Source organism: Kitasatospora sp. NPDC096128 (assembly GCF_040303105.1).
In the GTDB taxonomy this organism is placed as follows: Bacteria; Actinomycetota; Actinomycetes; order Streptomycetales; family Streptomycetaceae; genus Kitasatospora.
This window is the reverse complement of sequence record NZ_JBEOSP010000009.1, coordinates 95,612-117,730: the sequence shown is the minus strand read 5'-3', so window position 1 is coordinate 117,730 and position 22,119 is coordinate 95,612. Positions and strand designations below refer to the sequence as shown.

Here is a 22,119-nt window from a genome sequence, read left to right as displayed (position 1 = left end):
GGGGGTGCGACTCCGGGGGAGGGCGTTGCTGACGGTGGGGTGTGGGGCGGAGGGGGCGGCACGGCACGGGGCCGGACGGGGAGAGGTCACGAACCCCGGTTCAGGGGCGTGCCGCCGCGATACAGCTCATGGCCGTACAGCTGATGGCGCGACAGCGGCGCGGGCTGTCCACAGCACCGGTCAGAGCACCGGGGCGGGCGGCGCCGGGCAGCGGGCCCGGGCCGTGCATCCGCAGTGCGTCTGAGGTGGTCACGGCCGAAACGTTAGCAGGAAAGGTTTGAGATGTTCAAAGTAGTTGTTTGAGATCAGGCCACATCCGGCCGCCACCCGAGAGTGAGATCCGGACACGAACGAAGCTGACGCACCATCAGCTCAGCCCTCCGGTCGGATTGACCGACCGATGGTTATACGTATAACTTTGACGACGTCCCCGCCCTCCCCTGCCCTGACCGGAGAAGACCACCGATGGGCTACCTCGCCCTGCTCCGCGCCCCGCACGTCACCCGACTCCTGCTCGGCACCCTGCTCGGCCGCCTGCCCGCCGGTATGACCGCCCTGGTGATCGCCCTCGCCCTGCGCGAGGCCGGCGTCCCGTACAGCCGGATCGGCCTGGCCACCGCCGCCTACGCGATCGCCGCCGCCGTCGGCGGACCGGTGCTCGGGCGGATCGTCGACCGCACCGGCCAGCCGCGCGTCCTGCTGGTCTCCGCCGTGGTGGCCGGCGGCGGGTACGCCCTGCTCGCCCTCGCCCCCGGCTCCGCGCTCGCCGCGCCGCTCGGCGCCGCCGTCGCCGGCCTCGCGATGCCGCCGCTGGAGCCCTGTCTGCGCTCGCTCTGGCCGGACGTGGTCGAGGAGGAGCAGCTCGACACCGCGTACGCCTTCGACTCCGCCTCCCAGCAGATCCTCTATGTGGCCGGACCGCTGGCCGTCGCCGCGATCGCCGGGCTGTTCAGCCCGGTCGCCGCGCTCTGGGTGGCCGCCGGACTCGGACTGGCCGGGGCACTGGTCGTGGCCACCGCCGCCCCCGCCCGCGCCTGGCGCGCCCCCGCCCGCGCGCAGTCCGCCGGACTGCTCGGCCCGCTGCGCTCCCCCGGCCTGGTGCTGCTGCTGATCGGGCTCGCCGGGGCCGGCTGGGCGGTCGGCGCGCAGAACGTGCTGTTCATCGCCTACGCCGAGCAGCACGCCGGCGGCCTGCCCGGCGGCGGGGGGACCCTGCTGGCCCTGGCCGCGCTCGGCGGACTGCTCGGCGCGCTGGCCTACGGCATGGTCACCTGGCGGCAGAGCACCGCGACCCGCACCTGGCTGATGGCCCTCGCCATGGCCGCCTCCTACCTGCCGCTGGTCACGCTGCCCGGCCCGTACCCGATGGCCGCGCTGGCCTTCCTCTCCGGCGTCATGCTGGCCCCGCTGCTGGCGGCCGCCTTCGTCCTGGTCGCCGAACTGGCCCCGACCGGGACGGTCACCGAGGCGTTCGCCTGGCTGGTGACCCTGTTCGCCACCGGCAACTCGCTCGGCTACGCCGTCTCCGGCCACCTCGCCGAGGACTCGCTGCGCCCGGTTGCGGTGTGCGCGGTCGGCGGGATCGCCCTCGGCGCACTGGTGCTGTTCGGCGCCCGGCACTGGTTCCGCGGCGCGCCGGTCGCGCCGCTCGCCGAGCCCGTCCCGGTGGGCTGACGCCCACCCCGCAGACGACTGCGCCCGCCGGGGGTCTGGCCGGCGGGCGCAGTCATGTCGCCCTCCCGCGATCGGGCCGAGGCGCGACGGGCGGCGACCCGGAAGCCGCGGAAGCCGCAGGAGGCACAGGACCGTCAGGACCGCCGGGGCAGCCCGGACCGCCGGGACGCACCGGAACCACCGGAACAGCCCGGACGCGCCGGAACCGTCAGGGCCGCGCCGGCGCCGTCGAGGAGCGTCGCACCAGCGAGGTGGCCAGCGGCGCCACCGGCTCCACCCGCTCGCCGCGCAGCAGACCGGCGAGCGCGGCCGCCCCCGCCCGGCCCAGCTCCTCGCCGGGCAGGTCGACGGTGGTCAGCGGCGGGGCGAGCAGCCCGGAGACCGCCACGTTGTCCATGCCGACCACCGACAGGTCGTCCGGCACCCGCAACCCCCGCTCGGCGGCGGCCTGGTAGACCCCGGAGGCGACCACGTCGTCGTCGCAGATCACCGCGCGCGGACGGTCCGCCCGCTCCAGCAGCTCCCCCGCCACGCTCCGCGCGGCCGCGTGGCCGTCGTTCAGGCTCACGCCCAACTCCACGACCTCCAGCCCGAGTTCGCGGACGGCCTGCTCGAAGGCGGCCTGCCGGACCCGGAAGGTGTACGCGGCGTGGGTGGACCGCAGGCGCCCGATCCGGCGGTGGCCCAGGGCGGCCAGGTGCTCGACGGCCGCCCGCATCCCGCCGGCCACGTCGAGCTCGACGGTCGGGCGCGCCAGGTCGGTGCCGGGGTCGGCGTCCAGGAAGACGGCGGGGGTGTCCGGCGGCAGCTCGCCGAGCTGGCTGTCGTCCGGGGAGCAGATCAGCAGACCGTCGAAGCGGCCCGCGGTGGCGGCCTCGGCGAGGGTCGCGCTGCCCCAGCCGGAGCTGACCACGACCGCCAGGCCGTGCCGGCCGGCCTCGTGGTGGACGCCTTCCAGCACCCGGCCGAAGAACGGGCCCTGGAGGTTCGGGACCGCGAGCATGATCATCCCGCTGCGGCCCAGCCGCAGCTGCCGGCCCGCCGCCTGCGGGCGGTAGCCGAGGCCACGGGCGGCCTCGCGGACCCGCTCCCGGGTCGCCTCGGAGACCCGGCGACCGGCCTCGGCACCGGAGAAGACCAGCGAAACGGTGGCCTGGGAGACCCCGGCGAGCCGGGCCACATCCCGCCCGGTGGGCCGGCGCACGGGGGCCGGCCAGGTCCCGGCGGCACGCCCGGCCCCGGCCCCGGCCCCAACGCCCGGCCGCGGATCAGCGGGTGCGGCGGGCACGTCGGATACAGCAGGCACGTCGGGCACGTTCGGCACGTCGGGCACGTCGGGCTGCGCCCGGGGTCAGCTCTGCCGGGAGGCGGCCGCGCGGGCGGCGTCGTCCGCGGCGTCCTCCTCGGCGTTCTGCGTGGCGATCCGCTCGGCGGTGCGGCTGCGCAGCCCGGCGACCTTGGTGGTGATCTGGGAGGACATCTCGTCGCGCTGCTTGCTCAGCAGCACGTAGCTGAGCGGCGCGGAGGCGACCGCGGCCAGCAGGAACAGGAAGATCACCCCGGCCTCGCCGCTCACCGGGATGACCCCGAAGTGCCCGAGCAGCAGGGCCACCAGCAGACAGCCGAGGAAGATGCTGGCCCGCATGGAGGTGTAGCGGAGCGTGGCGTGCGACTTCTGCGGGCCGTTGCTGCTCACTGGGACACATCCTTCTGGTTCGAGCCGGGGCGGGTCTCCCAGTCAAGCATGCCTGACACCCGGCGCGGGCCAGGGGGCGCCCGCCCCTCCCTCCGGGCCGGTCAGCGCAGGTCGAGCCACATGGTGATGTCGTCGCGGTCGTCCCCGGGGGCGACCCGGATCGCGGCCGGCACCCGGCCCACCTCCCGGTAGCCGCAGCGGGCGTAGAAGCGCTCCAGGCCGAGGCCGCCGCGGGCGGTGAGCCGCAGCGACTCCAGGCCCCACGCCCGGGCGACCCGCTCGGCCTCGGCGAGCAGTTCGGCGCCGTAGCCGAGGCCCTGGAAGTCGGGGTGCACCATGACCCGCTTGAGCATCCGCCAGTGCTCCATCGGCTCGAAGCGCATCGACGCGAAGAACAGCACCCCGACCAGCCGGCCGGTGGCGCTCTCGTGCGCGACCAGGAGGCGGTCGGGGCCGTCGGGGGCGAGCCCGGCGAACTGGCGGTCGGCGGTGTCCCAGACCTCCTCCTCGGTGACCGGGGCCACGAAGCCGACCGCGCCGCCGGCGTTGGTGACGTCCGTCCACAACCTGACCACGGCGGTGCGCAGGTCGGGGTCGGGCTTCGGGTCGAGGGTGAAGGTGAGTGCCATGAAACGGAGCCTAGGGCCCCGTTACGGCAGGGCGGGCACCGCCCGGTCCGTCGGCCGCCCGGTGCGCAGCGCCAGGCAGAGCCCGACCGCGACCGCGCACAGCGCGCCGGCGCCGTACCAGGTGAGGTCGTAGTTCCCGAGCGCGTCGCGGGCCAGGCCGGCCAGCCCGGCGACGACGGCCGCGCCGATCTGGTGGGCGGCGAGCACCCAGCCGAAGACGATCGGGGCGTCCTCGCCGAACTGCCGGCGGCACAGCGCGACGGTCGGCGGCACGGTGGCCACCCAGTCCAGGCCGTAGAAGACGACGAAGGCGAGCATCGGCGGGTGGAGCGAGCCGGCCAGCAGCTGCGGCAGCAGGAGCAGGGAGAGGCCGCGCAGCCCGTAGTAGACGGTGAGCAGCAGCCGGGAGTCGACCCGGTCGGTGAGCCAGCCGCTGAACACGGTGCCGACCACGTCGAACACGCCGATCAGGGCGAGCAGGCCGGCGGCGGTGGTGACGGGCATGCCGTGGTCGTGTGCGGCCGGGATGAAGTGGGTGCCGACCAGGCCGGCGGTGGTGGCGCCGCAGATCGCGAAGGAGCCCGCGAGCAGCCAGAAGGCCCTGGTGCGGGCGGCGTCGCGCAGCACCCGCAGCGTGCGGGCCAGGGCGCGGCCGTCCCGCACCGGCTCGGGCGGGGCCTCGGTGGCGCCGTACGGGAGCAGCCCGAGGTCGGCCGGGCGCTCGCGCATCAGCAGCAGGACGGGCACGGCGACGGCGCTGGCGGCGAGTGAGACCACGACCACGGCCGCGCGCCAGCCGTGCTGCTCGACCAGCCAGGCGCCGACCGGCAGGAAGACCAGGTTCCCGGCGGCCCCGGCGGCGGTGAGCACCCCGGTGACCAGGCCCTGGCGGGCCTGGAACCAGCGGCCGGTGATGGTGGTGGCGAAGGCGCCGGCCATCGAGCCGCTGCCGAGGCCGACCAGCACGCCCCAGCAGAGGATCAGCTGCCAGGGCTGGCGCATCAGCATGGTGAGGCCGGCGCCGACCGAGATGGTGAGCAGCGCGCAGACCACCACCAGCCGCACGCCGAACCGGTCCATCAGGGCGGCGGCGAAGGGGGCGGTGAGGCCGTAGAGGGTGAGGTTGACGGAGGTGGCGCCGGCGATCGTCCCGAGCGACCAGCCGAACTCGTTGTGCAGGGCGTCCATCATCAGGCTGGGCGTGGAGCGGAAGCCGGCCGAGCCGAGCAGGACGACCAGGGCGACGGCGGCCACCACCCAGGCGTAGTGCACCCGGGGGCGTCGGCCGGGGGCGCCTGCGTGGGCGGTCGGCGTGGGGGCGGTCGGCGTGGGGGCTGCGGTGAGGGCACTGCGTTCGGTCACATGGACGAGTGTCCCGAGCCGGCGCCGACCGGACGAGTGGCCTGAATGACAGCTTTCGCAAGGATCGGGCCATGCCCGTCGCATACCCTGGCCCGGACCCGGCCCCCGGGAACAGCCCCGGCCCCGGCCCCGGCCCCGGCCGCCGGGAACGACGACCCCTGGGAGGGAACGGCATGCCACACCTGGTCGCGGTACTCGCCCTGCGGGGCGTGATCGCCTTCGAACTCGGCATCCCCGCAAGGATCTTCGGCAACGCCAAGGACGGATCCGGCCGGCCGCTCTACGAGGTGGCCACCTGCACCCTGGACGGCGGGCCGGTCGCCACCAGCGCCGACTTCCGGATCGCGGTCGACCACGGGCCCGAACTGCTGGCGCGGGCCGACACGGTGGTGGTCCCGGCCTCCCACGACGCCGACCCGGACGGCGCGGACGCCGCCTTCACCCCCGAACTGGCTGCCGCCCTGCGGCGGATCCGGCCCGGCGCCCGGCTGATGTCGATCTGCACCGGCTCGTTCCTGCTGGCCGCCGCCGGCCTGCTGGACGGCCGCCCGGCCACCACCCACTGGCGCTACACCGAGCGCTTCGCCCGGGCCTTCCCCAAGGTCCGGCTGGACCCGGACGTGCTCTACACCGACGACGGCGACGTCCTCACCTCCGGCGGGGTGGCCGCCGGGGTGGACCTGTGCCTGCATGTGGTGCGCCGCGACCACGGCAGCGCGGTGGCCAACGCGGTGGCCCGCAACTGCCTGGTGCCGCCGTGGCGCGACGGCGGCCAGAAGCAGTACGTGGAGGCCCCGAGCCCGGTGGAGACCGGCGGCTCCGGCACCGCCGCCGTCCGCGCCTGGGCGCTGGAGCACCTGGACGATCCGCTGCCGCTGCGCCGGCTCGCGGAGCGGGCGGGCATGAGCGTGCGGACCTTCACCCGGCGGTTCCGCGAGGAGACCGGGGCCAGCCCCGGCCAGTGGATCACCACCCAACGCACCGAGCGGGCCCGGCAGTTGCTGGAGCGCACCGACCTGACCATCGACCAGGTCGCCCGGGAGTCCGGTTTCGGCACCGCCGCCTCGCTGCGGCTGCAACTGCGCGGCCGGCTGGACGTGGCTCCGAGCGCCTACCGCCGCACCTTCCGGACCACTCTGCTCTGAGACCACCCCGGAGACCGCCCCTGAGACCACTCCCGACCAGCCGGTGGCCGGAACCCGCCCCTCCGGAGCGGCGCCTCGGACGGCGGCCGGCCGCGTGCGCGCCGAGCGCAGCGTGGCGGGCCGCCGTCCGATCGCGGCGCATGGGCCCTGAAGCCGCGCCGGACGCTCCGCACTCGCCGAGGACCCGACCGCGCCCGGCAGTCCACGATCCCCCCTGCTGGCGCGATTCCCCTGGACAGCAGCACCGTGACGGCGGACGGGCGTCCCCTCGGCGTCCCCTCGCAACGGAGAGCCGCACCCAAGCGTGATCAGTCGGATACGTCACGTCAATGGGTAGTCCGAAATTCGGAATGGTTGCGTCAACTTTCGGCCGGTGCCGGAAGCCGGTGCCGGAGACCGATGCCGGAAGCCGCTATTGCGCCAAAGCCGCCCAGTCCACGCCGGCCAGCGGATCGGCCGGCCGCGCCTCGGCGCCGATCTCGCACCAGACCCGCTTGCCCGAGCCGTCCGGGTACCAGCCCCAGCGCTCGCAGAGCAGCTCGACCAGCTCCAGGCCGCGCCCGTTGGTCGCGTCCTCGTCCGCCCCGGCGTGCCGGGGGGCCGGGGCGGCCTGGCTCGCGTCGGCCACCTCCACCCGCAGCGGGCCGGGCGGAGCGGCGGCCGCCGGGCCCTCGGCCACCGGCAGGCAGAGCCTCAGCACGGCCGGACAGCCGGTGTGCACCACGGCGTTGGTCACCAGCTCCGAGACCACCAGCACCACCGTCTCGGCCATCGGCGCGTCCGGGTCCACCCCGTGGTTCAGCAACCGCGAGCGCACCCACCGGCGGGCCCGGCCGACCTCGGCGGGGTCCGCCTGCACCGCAAGCTGTACCTGTAGAACCTGCACCGCTCCACCACCCGCACTCGCAGTTCGGCCAACGTCCCGATCGGGCCGGATCAGCCGGCCGGCGGGGCCCTCGCACTTCGCCCGGTGCCACCGGGGCTCACCGGGGCGCTCGCCGACCCGTCCGCCCGCGCCACTCGCCCGCGTCAACTCGTCGGCAGCGCACCGGCCACGACACGAATACGCCTCAGGATGGGTGGGCGGACGAGCCGCAGCAAGCGCTTCGGGCATATTCCGGCGATCGGGGGACAGGGCAGTGCATACTGTCCCGTTCACTCTCGCGAGCCTCGCACCGGCACTCGTCCGGCCCGGGCCGACGCCGGTCCCGCGGAGCGTGTCGGACACGCCCTGGGCGGGAACCTACCGCCGGACACCCCCGACCCCCCGCCCGCCACTCGCTAACCACCCGTGCGACATATGTCCAGGGGTCCTCGAACAGCGGCATCGGCGGACCGTCCCACCATCGGACGATCAGCCGTCCGCCGGCGGACCGCCCTCCGGTGCCGCACCGACGCCAGGAGCCGGCCCGACACCAGAAGCCGCACCGACACCAGGAGCCGGCCCGAACCACGAGGCCCGGTTCCGTTCTTGCCCGAATCCCTCCCGCCGCGGACCTGCCACGGGATACCGTTGGGTAACGCCAGCGAACCGGGCAGGAGGGTGGTTCTCGATGGCCACCCCGGACCGGATCCCGCGCTGGGACGAGCAGTTGCAGCGACGCCTCGCCCGCGGTGAGGAGACCGCGCTGGGCGAACTCTACGACCGGCTCGCGCCGATGGTGCACGGCCTGGCCGGCCGGATACTCGCCGACCAGACGGCCGCCGCCCAGCTCACCCGGGAGGTCTTCGCCCACGTCTGGGAGCACCCCGAGGACTTCGACCCCGCCCGGGGCTCGCTGCGCTCCTGGCTCGGCGCGCTCACCCACCGCCGCGCGGTCGAACGGCTGCGGACGCGGCGCGGCGCCGAGCTGGCACCGGGGCGCGGCGGCGCGGCCGAGGAGGAGATCCGCGCCGTGGCCACCGCCGCGCGCATGCAGTACGTGGTGGACTCCCTGCCCCAACCCCTGCGTGAGACCATCGCGGTGACGTACTACGACGGCCGCACCTACCAGGAGACGGCCCGGCTGCTCGGCATCAGCGAGCAGGCCGCCAAGCAGCGGATGCGGCTCGGCCTGGAGCTGTTGGCCACCGAACTGGCCGACGAACGCGCCCGCCAGGAGCACAGCGATGGGGACGGGGGCAGGTGAAGGTGAGCGTGCGGATCGTCGAGAGGTGCGCGGGCGGATGAGCGAGGAGCTGCACGACGCCCTGCGCTCGCTGCTCGGCGCCTGGTCCCTCGGCGCCTGCCCGCCGCGCGAGGCCGCCGAGTTGGAGCGGCACCTGCCGGCCTGCCCGGAGTGCGCCGAGGAGGCGGCCCGGCTGCGCGAGGCGGCCGGCTGGCTCTCCCTGGAGGAGCCGCTGGACCAGCCGGGGCCGCTGCGCCAGCAGGTGCTGGACTGGTGCCTGGCCCGCCGCCCGGCCGAACTGCCCGTCCCCGCCTGGGGGATGCCGTACACCGCGGAGACCGCCAAGCTGGACGCGCTGCTGCGCGACCTCGGCCCGGAGGAGTGGCAGGAGGTGGCCGAACTGCCGTGGCACGGCGGCACCGAGCTGCTGCGCCCGGCCGAGGTGCTGGGCCGGCTGACCGCGGCGGACGGCTTCCTGGCGCTCGCCCTCGGCCTGCCCGACCCGGTGCCGGCCGCCGCCCTGCCCGGGTCGGCGCCGGTCGCGGAGCGGCGGGTGCCGCCGCAGGAGGCCGCCGCCCCGGCGCCGCGGGTGCCCTCGCAGGGCGGCCGGTACTCGGCGGACGCCGCGCGGACCGCCCGGCTGCTGGCCGACCAGGCCGGGCTGCCGCCCCGGTCGGTGCGCGCCCGGTGGCGGCAGCAGACCCACGACCTGGTGCGCAGCGCCGCGCTGGCCCCGCAGGGCAGCACCCCGGTGGACCTGGGCTTCACGGTGCTGCCGCTGCGCGACGCCTTCGTGGAGCGCGCCCTGGAGTGCTTCGTGCACGGCGAGGACGTGGCTCGCGCGGTGGCCTACCCGTACGACCCGCCGTCGCCGCAGCACCTGCGGCAGATGGTGGAGCTGGTGGTCCGGCTGCTGCCGCGGGCGCTGGCCGGGCTGCGCGCGGCGCGGCCCCAGCCGGTCGGGGCGCCGTCCGAGGACGGCCACGCCACCGGCCGACGGGTGCGGCTGGTGGTCGACGGCCCGGCGGCCGGCGAGTGGCTGGTGCCGCTGGACGGCGAGCCGGCCGGGCCGGCCGGGCCCGCCACCGGGGAGCCGGTGGCCTCGATGGTGCTGGACGGCCTGGAGCTGTGCCAGTTGGCGGCCGCGCACCGCGACCCGGACCGGCTGCCGGTGGGCGAGCACGGCGACCGGGCCGCGGTGCGCGAGGTGCTGCACGCGCTGCCGCTGCTCTCGCGACCGTAACGGTCCTGCAGCGCCTGCGCGCAGACGACGTCGGCTGCGCCCGGACGGCCGCCGCCGGTCCGCGGACGACCGCCGCCTACGCGAAGACGACCGTCCTGGTCCCGTCGAGCAGCACCCGGTGCTCGCTGTGCCACTTGACCGCGCGGGCCAGCGCCTGGCACTCGACGTCCCGGCCGAGCGCGACCAGCTGGTCCGGGCTGACGTCGTGGGTGACCCGGGCCACCTCCTGCTCGATGATCGGGCCCTCGTCGAGGTCGGCGGTGACGTAGTGCGCGGTGGCGCCGATCAGCTTCACGCCGCGGGCGTGCGCCTGGTGGTACGGCTTGGCGCCCTTGAAGCTCGGCAGGAAGGAGTGGTGGATGTTGATCACGCGGCCGGACAGCTCGGTGCACAGCTGGTCGGAGAGCACCTGCATGTAGCGGGCCAGCACGACCAGTTCGACCTGCTCCTTCTCGACCAGGTCGAGCAGCTGGCGCTCGGCCTCGGCCTTGGTGTCCCGGGTGACCGGGATGTGGCGGAAGGGGACGCCGTAGCTCTCGGTCAGGTCCCGCAGGTCGGTGTGGTTGGAGACCACCGCGGCGATCTCCACCGGCAGGGCGCCGATCCGGGTGCGGTAGAGCAGGTCGTTCAGGCAGTGCCCGAACTTGCTGACCATGAGGACGATCCGCATCCGCTGCTCGGACGGGTGGATCTGCCAGTCCATCCCGAAGGAGGCGCCGATGGCGGCGAAGCTGGCCCGCAGCTTGTCGGCGGTGACCGGCTCGGGGGCGGAGAAGTGCACCCGCATGAAGAACAGTCCGGTGTCCCCGTCGCCGAACTGCTGGCTGTCGATGATGTTGCAGCCGGTCATGAAGAGGTAGCTGGAGACAGCGTGGACGATGCCCTGCTTGTCGGGGCAGGACAGCGTGAGGACGTACTGGGCGCTGGCCGGCTGCTGTTCCACTGCGGGTATCCCGTCCTGAGGTCGTACGAATGCGTGACGCGCGTGCGTGAATGGTCCAGCGTGTCACATCCTGGACAGTCGCCGCCCCGCTGCCCGTACTGCGGGACGGCGCCGACCGGCGGCAGGCCTCGGCCCCGGGTTCGGCCCCGGGTTCGGCCCCGGGTTCGGCCCCGGGTTCAGACCTGGGTCAGGATGCGCAGCACGTCGAGGGACTTGGGGGTCGCGTCCGGGTCGTCCCCGTCCCCGGTGGCGAGGGCGACGTGCGCCTCGCGGGCGGCCCGGACGGTCTCCGGCCAGCCGGGGTGGCCGAGGTAGGCGGAGGCCGGGGCGTCGGCACCGACCTCGTGCAGCATCTGCACCGCGCGCAGCACCGCGACGTCGACCAGGGCGGCCTCGGCGGAGTCGCGGAAGATGGTGCCCACGTACTTCTCGGCGGACCAGCGGTCCAGCCAGGTGTCCTCGACCAGCCGGTAGACGGCGTCGGTCACGTCGCCGTAGCCCTCCCGGCCGGTGAGCCAGGCCTCGTGCTGGAAACCGGGGTCGGACAGCATGTGCAGCGCCGAGCGGAGTCGGGCTCGCCAGCGCCACCAGGGCAGGTCGTTGAGCGGCATGCCGCCCATCGTGCTGGAGCGGTGGCCCGGACGAGAAGGGTTTCGGGCGGACCGGTGCGAAGAATCTGTGCTGGCGGACATGGTGAACGATCGTACGTTCCCCGTCTGTTCGTGCTCCACTCGCGATCTACACGCGTACCGCTCCGGATTTCAGCCTCCGTTTGCCGAGCGTTCGCATTTCTGCCCTCTCGACGTGTCGCTCCGGGGCTTGGCTTGTTCCCCGGTGCGCCGGATGGCGCCCCAGAGAGGGAAGACCGATGACCAGCCGAAGGGACTCGTCCCAGGCCCGTCCGACGATCAGCAGACGCCGCCCGCGGCGTCCGATCGCTGCCGCGGTGACCGCCGCGGTGCTGCTCCCCACCCTCTTCACGGCCTCCGCGTGCGGCGGACCGGCCGATGCCTCCACCAGTGCCGACGACCTGACCGTGATGACCTGGGCGCCGTCCGGCACCGGCTCGGCGGACCGCCCCGGCATGACCGCGCTCGCCGAGTCGATCGGCCGGGACGTCAACGTCAAGGGCGGGTTGAGCGGTCACCGGCTGCACGTGATCACCTGCAACGAGCACAACACCGCCGACGGTGCCAAGGCCTGCGCCCAGCAGGCGGTGGACGCCAAGGCGGTCGCCGTGATCGGCTCCTACAGCCAGTGGGGCGACGCCTTCATGCCGGTGCTGGAGCGGGCGGGCATCCCGCTGCTCGGCGGCTACGGCCTGTCCCAGCCCGAGTTCTCCAGCCCGCTGTCCTACCCGGTGGACGGCGGCATGCCCGCGCTGATCGCCGGCAGCGGCCGCCAGCTGGTCGACGCCGGCTGCAGGGCCGTCTCGCTGATCCGCCCGGACACCCCGGCCGGCGACACCCTGCTCGGCTACCTGGGCAACGCGCTCAAGCCGGCCGGGATCAAGCTGCTGGACGTCAAGGCGCCCGAGCAGTCCTCGGACTACAGCCAGGTGATCCGCAAGGCGGTCGGCAAGGACGAGCCGGGCAACTGCATCACCAGCGCCCTGGCCGCCGAGCCGACCGGCAACCTGCTGGACTCCTACCGCCGGCAGAACCCGCGGAACACCCGGGTCGCCTCGGTGATCGGCAGCGTCCAGCAGTCGGTGGTCGACTCCACCGGCGGCGACTCCGGCCCGCTGGCCGGCGCGTTCGTCACCAGCTGGTACCCGCCGGAGTCGGCCAAGACCTGGGACGGGCTGCGCGCGGTCGTGCGCTCCCAGGCCGCGGACGGGCACGCCATCGACGTCTCCGACCCGGGCGTGCAGACCACCTGGGTCGCCTACGAGGTGTTCCGGGTGGTGACGGAGAAGCTCACCGCGGCCGGCAAGCCGGTCGACGCGAAGACCGTCGACGCCCTGCTGGACAGCGGCGAGGGCATCGACGTCGGCCTCACGCCGCCGCTGAACTGGGGCACCACCAACATGCTGCCCAGCACCGAGTCGCCGCGGCTGGTCAACACCTGGGTCACCTACCAGGTGGTCAAGAACGGCCGGATGACCCTGCAGCAGCCGGGCTTCGTGGACGTCCGCTGGGTGCTCACCGGAGCCCGCGGCCCGTCCTGACCTCCGCGCGCCACGGACCGGCGCCCCGCGCCACGGACCCCCGGAACGCCGAAGGGCTCGCCCTCCGGCGTTCCGGGGGTCCCGCCGCTACAGGTCGCCGTCGCCGCGGCTGGGCAGGCCGGTCTGGGTGGCGATCGCGTTCCACAGGGTCGAGGCCTGCTTCTTCGCGGTGGTCGCCGTGCCGCTGGCCTGCACCGCGTTCTTGTAGTGCTGGTTGCCGCTGTCCGGCTTCTTCGGGTCGCAGGAGGCCTGGGCGTCGGTCGCCCACGCCGCGTACTCGTCGTCGGCCTGGGCCGAGGCGGTCCAGGCCGCGTTGAGCTGCTCGATCAGCTGCTGGCCGCCGGGCAGCTTGTCGGTCTTCAGCTGGCCGAGCTTGGTCTGCAGCTCGCGCCGCTTGCCGGCCGCGGCGGCCAGCGCCTGCTGCGAGTCGGGGAGCTTGTCGCACTTCTGCACCGAGGCGACCGCGGAGACCACCGCGCTGCGGCTGTCGCTCGCGGTGCCCAGCAGGTCGGACAGCGGCTGGGCCTGCGCCTTGACCTCCGGGTCGGCGGCGGCGCCGGAGCCGCTCGCGCCGGCCGTGCCGGGGGCGGTGCTGCCGGTGGCGGCGACCGGGGCGGTCTTCTGGCCGCCCGTGGCGGTGTCGTCGCCGCTCATCAGCACGGCGACCAGCACGCCGGCGGCCGCGAAGCCCGCCACCACACCGCCGATGATCAGCTTGTTGGAGGACCGGCCGCCCCGGCCGCCGCGTCCCCCCTGGGTGGCGTCCTGATCCGGCCCGTAGCCGCCGGGGGCGTACCCGTCCTGGGCGTAGCCGTCGGGGGCGTAGCCGTCCTGCTGGGGGTAGCCCGGCGCCGGGTGGCCCGGCTGGTGGTGCTGCGGCTGCGGCTGTGCGGCCTGCGGGTAGCCCTGGTAGCCGGGCGCGGCCTGCGGCGGGACGCCGTAGCCGGGCTGCGGCACCGGGTAGCCGCCCTGCGGGTCGCCGGCCGGGTACGGCGGCAGGTGCTGGGTCTCCGGGGCGGGCTGGGCCTGCGGCGGGACGCCGTAACCGGGCTGCGGTGCGGCGCCCCACCCGGGCTGTTGGGCGGGCACGGCCTGGGTCGGCTGCGCGTGCGCGCCCTCCCCCAGGTACTCGGGCTGCCCGGACGGCTGGCCCACCGGCGGCACGGCCGTGGGGCCCTGCTGCTGGCCCGGCTGGCCCTGGGGCTGGCCGGGCTCGGGGCGGAACAGGTCGTCCAGGTTGAAGTCACCCGAGTTGTACGAGCGGCGCTGACTCAACGCGATTCCTCACCTGTGCAGGACCGCGCACTGGCGGCGGACCACATCTCGTCGGTTCTTGGGAGCATCACAGTTCCTTGGACGTCGCGCCCACGCTACCGGTTCGCCTCACCGGGTGACCACGCGGGCGGGACATTCCCACACGCTCCCTGCACAGACGACGCTCAGGCCGCCTCCGCGTCCGCCCTGGCGTGGAACTCGCGCACCACCCGCTGCTCCCGGTAGGGCTCCAGCCGCCGCCGGAACTCGTCCAGGTACTCCACGCCCCGGTTGGAGCGCAGCCCGCTCAGCAGCCGCACCGCCTGGGTGCCCGTCTCGCAGGCACGTTCCAGGTCGCGCTGCTGGAGCTGGGCGGTGGCGAGCAGGACGAGGTCCACCGCGCGGCGGCGGACCCTGGTCGGCGGGTGCAGGTCGAGCGCCCGGCGGGCGTAGTGCTCGGCCGGACCGGCCTGTTCCAGGTCCCGGTGGCAGTGGGCGAGTTCGTCGGCGAGGTAGGCGTCGTCGAAGTGGGCGATCCAGTCCGGGTCGTCCTCGGGGCGGCGCTTCTCCATCATCTCCAGCGCCTTGGCCGACACCGCCTCGCAGGAGCGGGCGTCGCCGAGCAGGGCGTGGCCGCGGGCCTCGGCGGCGTAGAACATCGCCATCGCCGTCGGGGTGGCCACCGTCCGGGCGCCCTCCTGGGCCGCGCGGGCGAGCTGGGCGATCTCCCGCGGGTTGCCGAGGGTGGCCGCCAGGTGGCTCATCGAGGCGGCCAGCACGTAGCCGCCGTAGCCGCGGTCGTCGGCGGCCTGGGCGAGCCGCAGGGCCTGGATGTAGTAGCGCTGGGCGAGTCCGGGCTGTCCGGTGTCCACCGCCATGTAGCCGGCCAGTTCGGTCAACCGGGCCACCGCGGCGAAGAGTTGGCGGCCGGTCTCCTCCCGGTAGGCGCCGCCGAGCAGGCCGGAGACCACCGAGTTGAGGTAGTGCACGACGACCGGGCGGACATGACCGCTGCCGAAGCGGTGGTCCAGGTCGACCAGCATCGTGGTGGTCGCCTTGATCGCGGCCACGTCCGTCGGGCCGACCCTGGGGCCGCCCGCGCGGGCCACCACCGGGTCGGGCGGGGTGATCAGCCAGTCCCGGCTGGGCTCCACCAGCGCGGAGGCGGCGACCGTCGCCCCGGTCAGGAAGTCCCGTCGGCCGACGTCGCTGCGCCACAGCTCGCAGACCTGCTCCAGGGCGGCGTTCAGGGTCGGCGCGAACTGCAGCCCGATGCCGGAGCTGAGGTTCTTGCCGTCGGCCATGCCGATCTCCTCGACCGACACGCTGCGGCCGAGCTTGCGCCCGAGCGCCTCGGCGATCACGGCCGGCGCCTGCCCGCGCGGCTGCTGCCCGCGCAGCCAGCGGGCGACGGAGGTCTTGTCGTAGCGCAGGTCCAGTCCGTGCTCCGCGCCGCACAGGTTGACCCTGCGGGCCAGGCCGGCGTTGGAGCAGCTGGCCTCCTGGATCAGTTGCTGCAGGCGCTCGTTGGGCTGTCGTGCGACGAGTGGTCTCGCGGCCATTGGGCTTCGCCTCCCCACACCCTCCGGTCCCGGCCGGCGGGCGACGATGTGCTGATCTGTTGCCGACTGTCCGACCGTCCAAGGAATCTGACATCAGGTTAGCGATCAGCAACGCCAGCGGGATACCCACGGTGACGAACCGCACCCCCCACGCGCCCTGGGGAATGCTTCCGTGCGCCCCCGCTGCGCCCGCCTCCGCCCGCGCCAACTCGCTTGAGTCACCGGTTCGGGTGACATTGCCGGGATGCGGCCGACCGGGGCCCGCCGGGCCGTAACCAGCCTCACGCACGGTAGTTGAGCAGCCCGTGGAAGACATCCCCGACGCCCCCGGCCAGGACAAGAACGCCGGCCTGCCCCCGCTGCTGATCGAAGCCGTCGGCTACGCCGAGAACCGCCACTGGGAGGTGGCCCCGGGCGCCTGGCTGATCGACGGCGACGGACCCGCCCGCTGCTCCTGCGGCGACCAGCGCTGCCCCCAGCCGGGCGCCCACCCGCTGGACGCGGACTGGGCCCGCAAGGCGAGCGCCGGGCCCGGCGCGGTGCGGCGCTGGTGGACCGAGCGGCCCCGGGCCTCGATCCTGCTGCCCACCGGCCGGTCCTTCGACGTCCTGGACGTGCCGGAGACGGCCGGGTGCCTGGCGCTGGCCCGGATGGAGCGGATGGACCTCCAGCTCGGCCCGGTCGTGGTGCTGCCCACCTCGCCCGGCCGGGTCGGGCGGCGGCTGCACTTCCTGGTGCTGCCCGGGGTCGCGGCCAAGCTGCCGGAGATGCTCCGCAAGCTCGGCTGGCCGCCCGGGCGGCTGGACCTGGTCGCCCGCGGCGAGGGGGACTGGACGGTCGCCCCGCCCTCGCGGATCGGCTCCACCGGCTACGCCCAGTGGGCCCGCTCCCCCTCCGAGTCCAACCGCTGGCTGCCGGACGCCGCCGAGCTGATCAGCCCGCTCGCCTACGCCTGCGGCCGGGAGGCGCCCGCCCAGCAGCTCCAGACCGCCCAGCCGGCCGGCGTCTGACCGCCCGGTCGGCGGCCCGCCGTCCGCCCGCCGGTCCGTGCGGACCCGCCCCGCGGACCGGCCGTCGGCCACCCGGAGCATGCCGCCCTGCGCCGATCGGGTGAGGGCGTGCAGCGCGCGACACCACGCGCGCGAGTGACGGGCCTTGTCTCCCACCGGAGGCAGGGCCCGTCATACGCATGTGCGGATAAGGCCTCGGTCTACCCGCTGGTCAACCGGGAAAGCCCCTCGTACGAGTGACAGCGCTCAAGGATTGCCATGATCGGCCGAGGGGAGGAATTGCGGTGTGTGGGGTCGCCGGAAGGGTCGCTCGGACGGGGAAGCCGGGCGAGGCGGTGGAGGGGCCGGGAGGGAGCGGGAGGGGCCGGAGGGGACCGGGGAGGGGCGGGAAGGGCCCGCTGCACGGGGAGCAGCGGGCCCCGACCGTCGTACCGAGAGCCACGGAGCGAGGGGCCCGGGCCCGGTCGGTGGTCGACGGGTCGGGCGGCGGGCTCAGGCCTGGGCGACGAACACGTGCTGGGCGATGTCCTTGCCCAGCTCCGCCGCGTTGTCCCCGGTGCCGACCAGCACGCCGCCGGCGCCGGTGCCGACGGCCACCTTGATCGTGGAGCCCGGCCGGACGCCGGCCCGGCGCAGGGTGCTCATCAGCTCGCTGTCGGTCTGGATCGGCTCGCCGATCCGGCGCACCACGACGTCGGCCCCGGCCTCACCCGGCTTGACGGTGTCCAGCGGGACGAGCGCGGCGTCGAAGCCCTCGCCCTCGGCCTTGGTGTCGCCCAGCTCGTCCAGCCCCGGGATCGGGTTGCCGTACGGGGACTGGGTCGGGTGGCCGAGCATGGCGAGCACCTTGCGCTCGACCGTCTCGCTCATCACGTGCTCCCAGCGGCAGGCCTCCTCGTGCACCTGGTCCCACTCCAGGCCGATCACGTCGACCAGCAGGCACTCGGCGATGCGGTGCTTGCGCATCACGCGCACGGCGAGCCGACGGCCCTCCTCGGTGAGCTCGAGGTGGCGGTCCCCGGCGACCTGGAGCAGCCCGTCGCGCTCCATCCGGCCGACCGTCTGGCTGACCGTGGGGCCGCTCTGCTCCAGCCGCTCCGCGATCCGGGCACGCATCGGGACGATGCCCTCTTCCTCCAGCTCCAGGATGGTGCGAAGGTACATCTCAGTGGTGTCGATCAGCCCAGACATCGCCGCTGGCTCCGTTCTTCGGTGTCCTCACCGCCAATTCTGACGTACCGCACCGACAACCGGGCCCGCCGAGGGGTCGCCGGCACCGGTTTTCGTTCCTGTTGACAGCGGTACCGCCGGGGCGCGACCGTGCTCGCCGTAGCTTTCTCCACTGGCGGCCCGGGCCACCCCGGCCGCCCCACCCGGCCGGCGCCCCCACCGGCAGAGAGCGAAGGCAACCGATGAACGACCTGGTCGGCCGGTACTTCGACGCCGCGATCGCCCACCTGAACCGGGTCCGCGCGGAGGAGTCCGACACCATCGAGGCGGCGGCCGCGCTGCTGGCCGAGGCGATCACCGAGGGTCGTCGGGTCTTCACCTTCGGCGCCGGGCACTCCTCGCTGCCGGCCCAGGACGTGGTCTACCGGGCCGGCGGGCTGGTTCCGATGAACCTGCTGAACGTGCCCGGGATGGCCGGGGTGACGATGATGCCCGCGCCGCTGTCCAGCGCGCTGGAGCGGGTGTCCGGGCTGGCCACCTCGACCCTGGACCTGACCCCGGCGACCAGCGGGGACCTGCTGTTCCTGATCTCGCTCTCCGGCCGCCAGGTGATGCCGGTCGAGCTGGCCCGGTACGCCCGGGACCGCGGCCTGAAGGTGATCGGGGTGACCTCGCTGGCCTACCCCGACGAGGTGCCCTCGGCACACCCTTCCGGCACCTACCTCAAGGACCACTGCGACGTGGTGCTGGACAGCAAGGTCGCGGTGGGCGACGGCGAACTGACCCACCCGGGTGCCGAGACCTCCTTCGGCCCGGTCTCCACCATCGTCACCAGCGCGCTGATGCAGGCCGTGGTCGCCTCGGCGGTCGGCCGGCTGGCGGACCGGGCGGCCGCCGGGGACGCCGCCGCGCCGCCGCTGTTCCGCTCCGGCAACGTCCCGGGGGGCACCGAGTGGAACGCCAAGCAGATGGCCGACAACGCCGGTCGCATCCTCTACACCTACTGACGGCGCACACCGGCCCGCTGACCACCCGCAACCGTCCGACTACGGGGCGTACCGGACAATCCACCGGGGCTTCCCGGCCATTGCTCGACGCCCAGGCTGCGGCCAGGCGTACCGGGAACCCGCCCGGGGCAGGAGAGCGGAGGGACCGGAGCGACGGGTGGGGGCCGAGCATGGCGTCTGGTGCGGGACGGACCGGGTGGGTGAGCGAGCGGGAGCTGCTGCCCGAGTTCTTCTGGGCCGCCGACGCGGCCTCGCTGCGCGGCCAGCGCCGCGCCGTGCGGCTCTCCGCCTGGGAGCTGCTCCTGCTGCTGGTCGCCGCCGCGACCGGCTCGGCCGACGGCGAGCCGTGGGCCTGGGCCGCCGCCGCGGGCTACCTCGGCGCGGTGGCCCTGGCGGTGGTGATCGGCCGGCAGAACCCGCAGGGCCTCTGGTACGAGGGCCGGGCGGCCGCCGAGTCGGTGAAGACGCTGGCCTGGAAGTTCGCCGTCCGGGCGGACGCCCACCAGCCGCCGCCGCACAGCCTGCCGGACGCCGAGGGGCTGTACCGCTTCCAACTCGCCCGGGTGCTGGGCGCGTTCCGGGACAGCCCGGTGGCCGTGCCGGCGACCGGGGTGGACATCACCCCGGCCATGCGGGACCTGCGCGAACAGCCGCTCGCGGTGCGCCGCGAGGTGTACCTGAACGAGCGGATCCGGGTGCAGCACGACTGGTACCGCGACAAGGCCCGCTACTGCGCCCGCGCCGGGTACTGGACCGGCGTGCTGGGCGTGCTGCTGCCGGCGCTGGGCCTGGCGCTGGCGGTACTGCGGGCGCTCGGCGCGTTCGGCTACGACGCGCTGGGCACGGTCTCGGCGGTGGCCGCCTCGGTCACCGCCTGGGCGCAGCTGCGCCAGTACCGACCGCTGGCCGCCGCGTACGGGCTGGCGGCCCAGGAGTTGGAGCTGATCCGCCTCCAACTCGCCCGGCTGGACCTGGAGTCGATGGACGCCGAGGAGATCTGGGCCCGGCTGGCCCGGGACGCCGAGGACGCGGTGTCCCGCGAGCACACCACCTGGCAGGCCCGCCGGGAGGTGCGCACCACCACCGACCGGGAGCACTGAGGAGGAACGCGTGGCGTTACGGATGGTCAAAGCGGCGGACGGCCGCGCCCTCGCCGTCGAGTCCCTCGGCGACCCGCGCGGCCGTCCGGTGTTCCTGCTGCACGGCATGCCGGGCAGCAGGGTCGGACCGCATCCGCGCAGCACCGTGCTGTACCGGCTGGGGGTGCGGCTGATCTCCTACGACCGGCCCGGCTACGGCGACTCGACCCGGCTGTTCGGCCGCCGGGTGTCCCACGCGGCGGCCGATGTGCGCACCATCGCCGACGAGTTGGGGCTGGCCGACTTCGCGGTGCTGGGCCGGTCCGGCGGCGGCCCGCACGCGCTGGCCTGCGCGGCGATGCTGCCGGGGCGGGTCAGCCGGGTGGCGGTGCTGGTGGGGCTGGCGCCGCGCGACGCGGCCGGCCTGGACTGGTACGCGGGGATGACCCCGTCCAACGTCCGCGCCTACCGGGAGGCGGAGCGCGGGCACGGCCGGATCGCCGACGCGATGGAGTTCCGCTCCCGGCAGATCAAGGACGACCCGGTCCGGCTGCTGAACGGGCTGCGCACCGAACTCTCCCCCGCCGACCGGGAGGTGGTGGCGGACAGCGGGCTGCGGCGGATGCTGCAGAGCAACTACCGGGAGGCGTTCCGGCACGGCGCGGACGGCTGGATCGACGACGTGCTGGCCTTCACCGCCGAGTGGGGCTTCGACGTCGGGTCGATCGGGGTGCCGACCTGGCTGTGGCACGGCGCGGACGACCAGTTCTCGCCGGTCGACCACTCCCGCTGGCTGGCCGACCACATCCCGGGCGCCGAGCTCTTCCTGGAGCCCGGCGCCGCGCACTTCGGGGCGTTCCGGGTGATGACCACGGCGCTGGCCTGGGCGGCGGGCTAGCGCCTCACCGGGCGCGCTCGGCCGCTCAGGGCTTGACCGGGCCAGGGCTTGACCCGGGTCAGGGCTTGACCGGGTCAGGGCTTGACCGGGTCGGAGTTTGACCGGGGTCAGGGCTTGACCGGGGTCAGCGGTTCGGAACCGCCCAGCACCGCCAGGATGTTGTCCACCGCCAGGCCGCCCATCGCCTGCCGGGTGCGCACGGTGGCGCTGCCCAGGTGCGGGACCAGCACCGCGCGCTCCTGGGCGAGCAGCGCGGACGGCACCTCGGGCTCGTGCTCGAAGTTGTCCACGGCGGCGGCGAACAGCGCGCCGGACTCCAGGGCGGCGGCCAGCGCCTCCTCGTCCACCACGCCGGCGGTCATGCTGACCACCACCGCCCCGGGCGGCAGCATGGCCAGCCGGCGGGCGTCCAGCAGGTGCCGGGTCTCCTCGGTGCACGGGCAGGTGACGACCAGCACGGTGGAGGTGGCGAGCAGGTCCTCCAGCGGCTTCCACTCGGCGCCGCCGGCCTGCTCGGGCGGCAGGGCGCGGCGGTTGTGGTAGCTGACCGGCATGTCGAAGGCGCTCGCCCGGCGGGCCACCGACTGCCCGATCCGGCCCATGCCGAGCACGCCGAGCGGGGTGCCGGCCAGTTCCAGGCCGAGCAGGAAGTTCGGGCTCCAGGTCCAGGGCGTGCCGGAGCGCAGCAGCCGCTCGCCCTCGCCGAGCCGGCGGACGGCGGCCAGCAGCAGCGCCCAGGCGGTCTCGGCGGTGGCGTTGGTGAGCACGCCGGGGGTGTTGGTGACGATCACGCCGCGCTCGGCGCAGGCCGCGAGGTCGACGTTGTGGTAGCCGACGGCGTGGTTGGCGACGATCTCCAGCTGAGGGCCGGCGGCTTCCAGGAACTCGGCGTCCACCCGGTTGTTGAGGGTGGTGAGGACGGCCCGGCGGCCGCGGACGGCGTCGAGCAGTTCGGCCCGCTCCAGCTCCTCGTCGGTCTCGCGCACGGTGACGGCGTACCGGTCGGTGAGCCGTTCGAGGACGCCGGGCGCGGGGTGCCGGGTGACCAGAACGGGGGGCGGGGTATCGCTCATGCGCCCGCCCCGCTTCGCTCGGCAGGGGCGTTCGCCCACGCGCGCCTTCCCATGATTCGCTCGCTGCGCTCGCTCATGGCTCCGGAGCGTACCCCG

General features: G+C 74.8%; 21 protein-coding genes. 9 read left to right on the top strand and 12 right to left on the bottom strand.

The annotated features are described in order from the left end of the window. Window positions 1-100: 100 nt before the first annotated feature. On the bottom strand, window positions 101-253 hold the full coding sequence (locus ABTY61_RS13015) for a hypothetical protein (RefSeq protein ID WP_350505025.1): 153 nt from the start codon (window positions 251-253) through the stop codon (window positions 101-103). Window positions 254-465: 212 nt separating this feature from the next. Between ABTY61_RS13015 and ABTY61_RS13010 the strand changes: the two genes are divergently transcribed. Then, a complete protein-coding gene (locus ABTY61_RS13010; protein WP_350505024.1) occupies window positions 466-1,674 on the top strand; it encodes an MFS transporter in 1,209 nt (402 codons plus the stop codon). 208 nt (window positions 1,675-1,882) lie between these two features. On the opposite strand, the gene ABTY61_RS13005 is transcribed toward ABTY61_RS13010, so the two are convergent. The 4 genes from ABTY61_RS13005 to ABTY61_RS12990 form a co-directional block, all read right to left on the bottom strand. Continuing rightward, entirely contained in the window at window positions 1,883-2,878 is a 996-nt protein-coding gene (locus tag ABTY61_RS13005; RefSeq protein WP_350505023.1) for a LacI family DNA-binding transcriptional regulator, read from the bottom strand. Between the two features lie 147 nt (window positions 2,879-3,025). After that, window positions 3,026-3,370 (bottom strand): DUF4229 domain-containing protein, encoded by a 345-nt coding sequence (locus tag ABTY61_RS13000; protein WP_350505022.1) that lies wholly within the window; start codon window positions 3,368-3,370, stop codon window positions 3,026-3,028. Between the two features lie 101 nt (window positions 3,371-3,471). Next, window positions 3,472-3,999 carry a GNAT family N-acetyltransferase gene (locus ABTY61_RS12995; RefSeq protein ID WP_350505021.1) on the bottom strand — a complete coding sequence of 176 codons (528 nt, stop codon included), beginning with the start codon at window positions 3,997-3,999 and terminating at the stop codon, window positions 3,472-3,474. Window positions 4,000-4,020: 21 nt separating this feature from the next. Continuing rightward, the gene (locus ABTY61_RS12990; RefSeq protein ID WP_350505020.1) at window positions 4,021-5,361 is read right to left on the bottom strand and encodes an MFS transporter; all 1,341 of its coding nucleotides are present in this window, start codon (window positions 5,359-5,361) and stop codon (window positions 4,021-4,023) included. A gap of 173 nt (window positions 5,362-5,534) precedes the next feature. On the opposite strand from ABTY61_RS12990, the gene ABTY61_RS12985 reads away from it, so the two are divergent. Continuing rightward, complete coding sequence (locus ABTY61_RS12985) at window positions 5,535-6,506, top strand: GlxA family transcriptional regulator (RefSeq protein ID WP_350505019.1); 972 nt, start codon at window positions 5,535-5,537, stop codon at window positions 6,504-6,506. Window positions 6,507-6,918: 412 nt separating this feature from the next. Here ABTY61_RS12985 and ABTY61_RS12980 read toward each other — a convergent pair whose 3' ends face one another. Further along, complete coding sequence (locus ABTY61_RS12980) at window positions 6,919-7,392, bottom strand: ATP-binding protein (RefSeq protein ID WP_350505018.1); 474 nt, start codon at window positions 7,390-7,392, stop codon at window positions 6,919-6,921. Between the two features lie 667 nt (window positions 7,393-8,059). Here ABTY61_RS12980 and ABTY61_RS12975 point away from each other — a divergent pair. Both ABTY61_RS12975 and ABTY61_RS12970 read left to right on the top strand, forming a co-directional pair. Then, on the top strand, window positions 8,060-8,635 hold the full coding sequence (locus ABTY61_RS12975) for a sigma-70 family RNA polymerase sigma factor (protein ID WP_350505017.1): 576 nt from the start codon (window positions 8,060-8,062) through the stop codon (window positions 8,633-8,635). Window positions 8,636-8,672: 37 nt separating this feature from the next. After that, on the top strand, window positions 8,673-9,857 hold the full coding sequence (locus ABTY61_RS12970) for a zf-HC2 domain-containing protein (protein ID WP_350505016.1): 1,185 nt from the start codon (window positions 8,673-8,675) through the stop codon (window positions 9,855-9,857). Between the two features lie 76 nt (window positions 9,858-9,933). Here the strand turns inward: ABTY61_RS12970 and purU are convergent, their stop codons facing one another. Together purU and ABTY61_RS12960 are read right to left on the bottom strand one after the other, a co-directional pair. After that, window positions 9,934-10,800, bottom strand: a complete 867-nt coding sequence (gene purU, locus ABTY61_RS12965; protein WP_350505015.1) for a formyltetrahydrofolate deformylase — start codon at window positions 10,798-10,800, stop codon at window positions 9,934-9,936. A 176-nt stretch (window positions 10,801-10,976) separates the two neighbouring features. After that, on the bottom strand, window positions 10,977-11,411 hold the full coding sequence (locus ABTY61_RS12960) for an SCO4402 family protein (RefSeq protein ID WP_465657237.1): 435 nt from the start codon (window positions 11,409-11,411) through the stop codon (window positions 10,977-10,979). A gap of 257 nt (window positions 11,412-11,668) precedes the next feature. On the opposite strand from ABTY61_RS12960, the gene ABTY61_RS12955 reads away from it, so the two are divergent. Next, window positions 11,669-12,970: an ABC transporter substrate-binding protein gene (locus ABTY61_RS12955; RefSeq protein ID WP_350505013.1), complete on the top strand. Its 1,302-nt coding sequence runs from the start codon at window positions 11,669-11,671 to the stop codon at window positions 12,968-12,970. 87 nt (window positions 12,971-13,057) lie between these two features. Here ABTY61_RS12955 and ABTY61_RS12950 read toward each other — a convergent pair whose 3' ends face one another. Next, on the bottom strand, window positions 13,058-14,245 hold the full coding sequence (locus ABTY61_RS12950) for a hypothetical protein (RefSeq protein WP_350505012.1): 1,188 nt from the start codon (window positions 14,243-14,245) through the stop codon (window positions 13,058-13,060). Window positions 14,246-14,409: 164 nt separating this feature from the next. Next, complete coding sequence (locus ABTY61_RS12945; RefSeq protein ID WP_350505011.1) at window positions 14,410-15,786, bottom strand: NsdA family TPR-like regulatory protein; 1,377 nt, start codon at window positions 15,784-15,786, stop codon at window positions 14,410-14,412. A 305-nt stretch (window positions 15,787-16,091) separates the two neighbouring features. On the opposite strand from ABTY61_RS12945, the gene ABTY61_RS12940 reads away from it, so the two are divergent. Beyond that, window positions 16,092-16,796, top strand: a complete 705-nt coding sequence (locus ABTY61_RS12940) for a bifunctional DNA primase/polymerase (protein WP_350505010.1) — start codon at window positions 16,092-16,094, stop codon at window positions 16,794-16,796. 492 nt (window positions 16,797-17,288) lie between these two features. Here ABTY61_RS12940 and ABTY61_RS12935 read toward each other — a convergent pair whose 3' ends face one another. Then, window positions 17,289-17,987: an iron-dependent transcriptional repressor DtxR gene (locus tag ABTY61_RS12935; RefSeq protein ID WP_350505009.1), complete on the bottom strand. Its 699-nt coding sequence runs from the start codon at window positions 17,985-17,987 to the stop codon at window positions 17,289-17,291. Window positions 17,988-18,208: 221 nt separating this feature from the next. Between ABTY61_RS12935 and ABTY61_RS12930 the strand changes: the two genes are divergently transcribed. From ABTY61_RS12930 to ABTY61_RS12920, 3 genes are all read left to right on the top strand, one after another. Further along, on the top strand, window positions 18,209-18,973 hold the full coding sequence (locus ABTY61_RS12930) for a sugar isomerase domain-containing protein (protein WP_350505008.1): 765 nt from the start codon (window positions 18,209-18,211) through the stop codon (window positions 18,971-18,973). 200 nt (window positions 18,974-19,173) lie between these two features. Beyond that, window positions 19,174-20,073, top strand: coding sequence for a DUF4231 domain-containing protein (locus ABTY61_RS12925; protein ID WP_350505007.1), 900 nt, complete (start codon window positions 19,174-19,176; stop codon window positions 20,071-20,073). Window positions 20,074-20,095: 22 nt separating this feature from the next. After that, complete coding sequence (locus ABTY61_RS12920) at window positions 20,096-20,950, top strand: alpha/beta fold hydrolase (protein WP_350505135.1); 855 nt, start codon at window positions 20,096-20,098, stop codon at window positions 20,948-20,950. 107 nt (window positions 20,951-21,057) lie between these two features. Here the strand turns inward: ABTY61_RS12920 and ABTY61_RS12915 are convergent, their stop codons facing one another. After that, complete coding sequence (locus ABTY61_RS12915; RefSeq protein WP_350505006.1) at window positions 21,058-22,023, bottom strand: 2-hydroxyacid dehydrogenase; 966 nt, start codon at window positions 22,021-22,023, stop codon at window positions 21,058-21,060. Window positions 22,024-22,119: the final 96 nt, after the last annotated feature.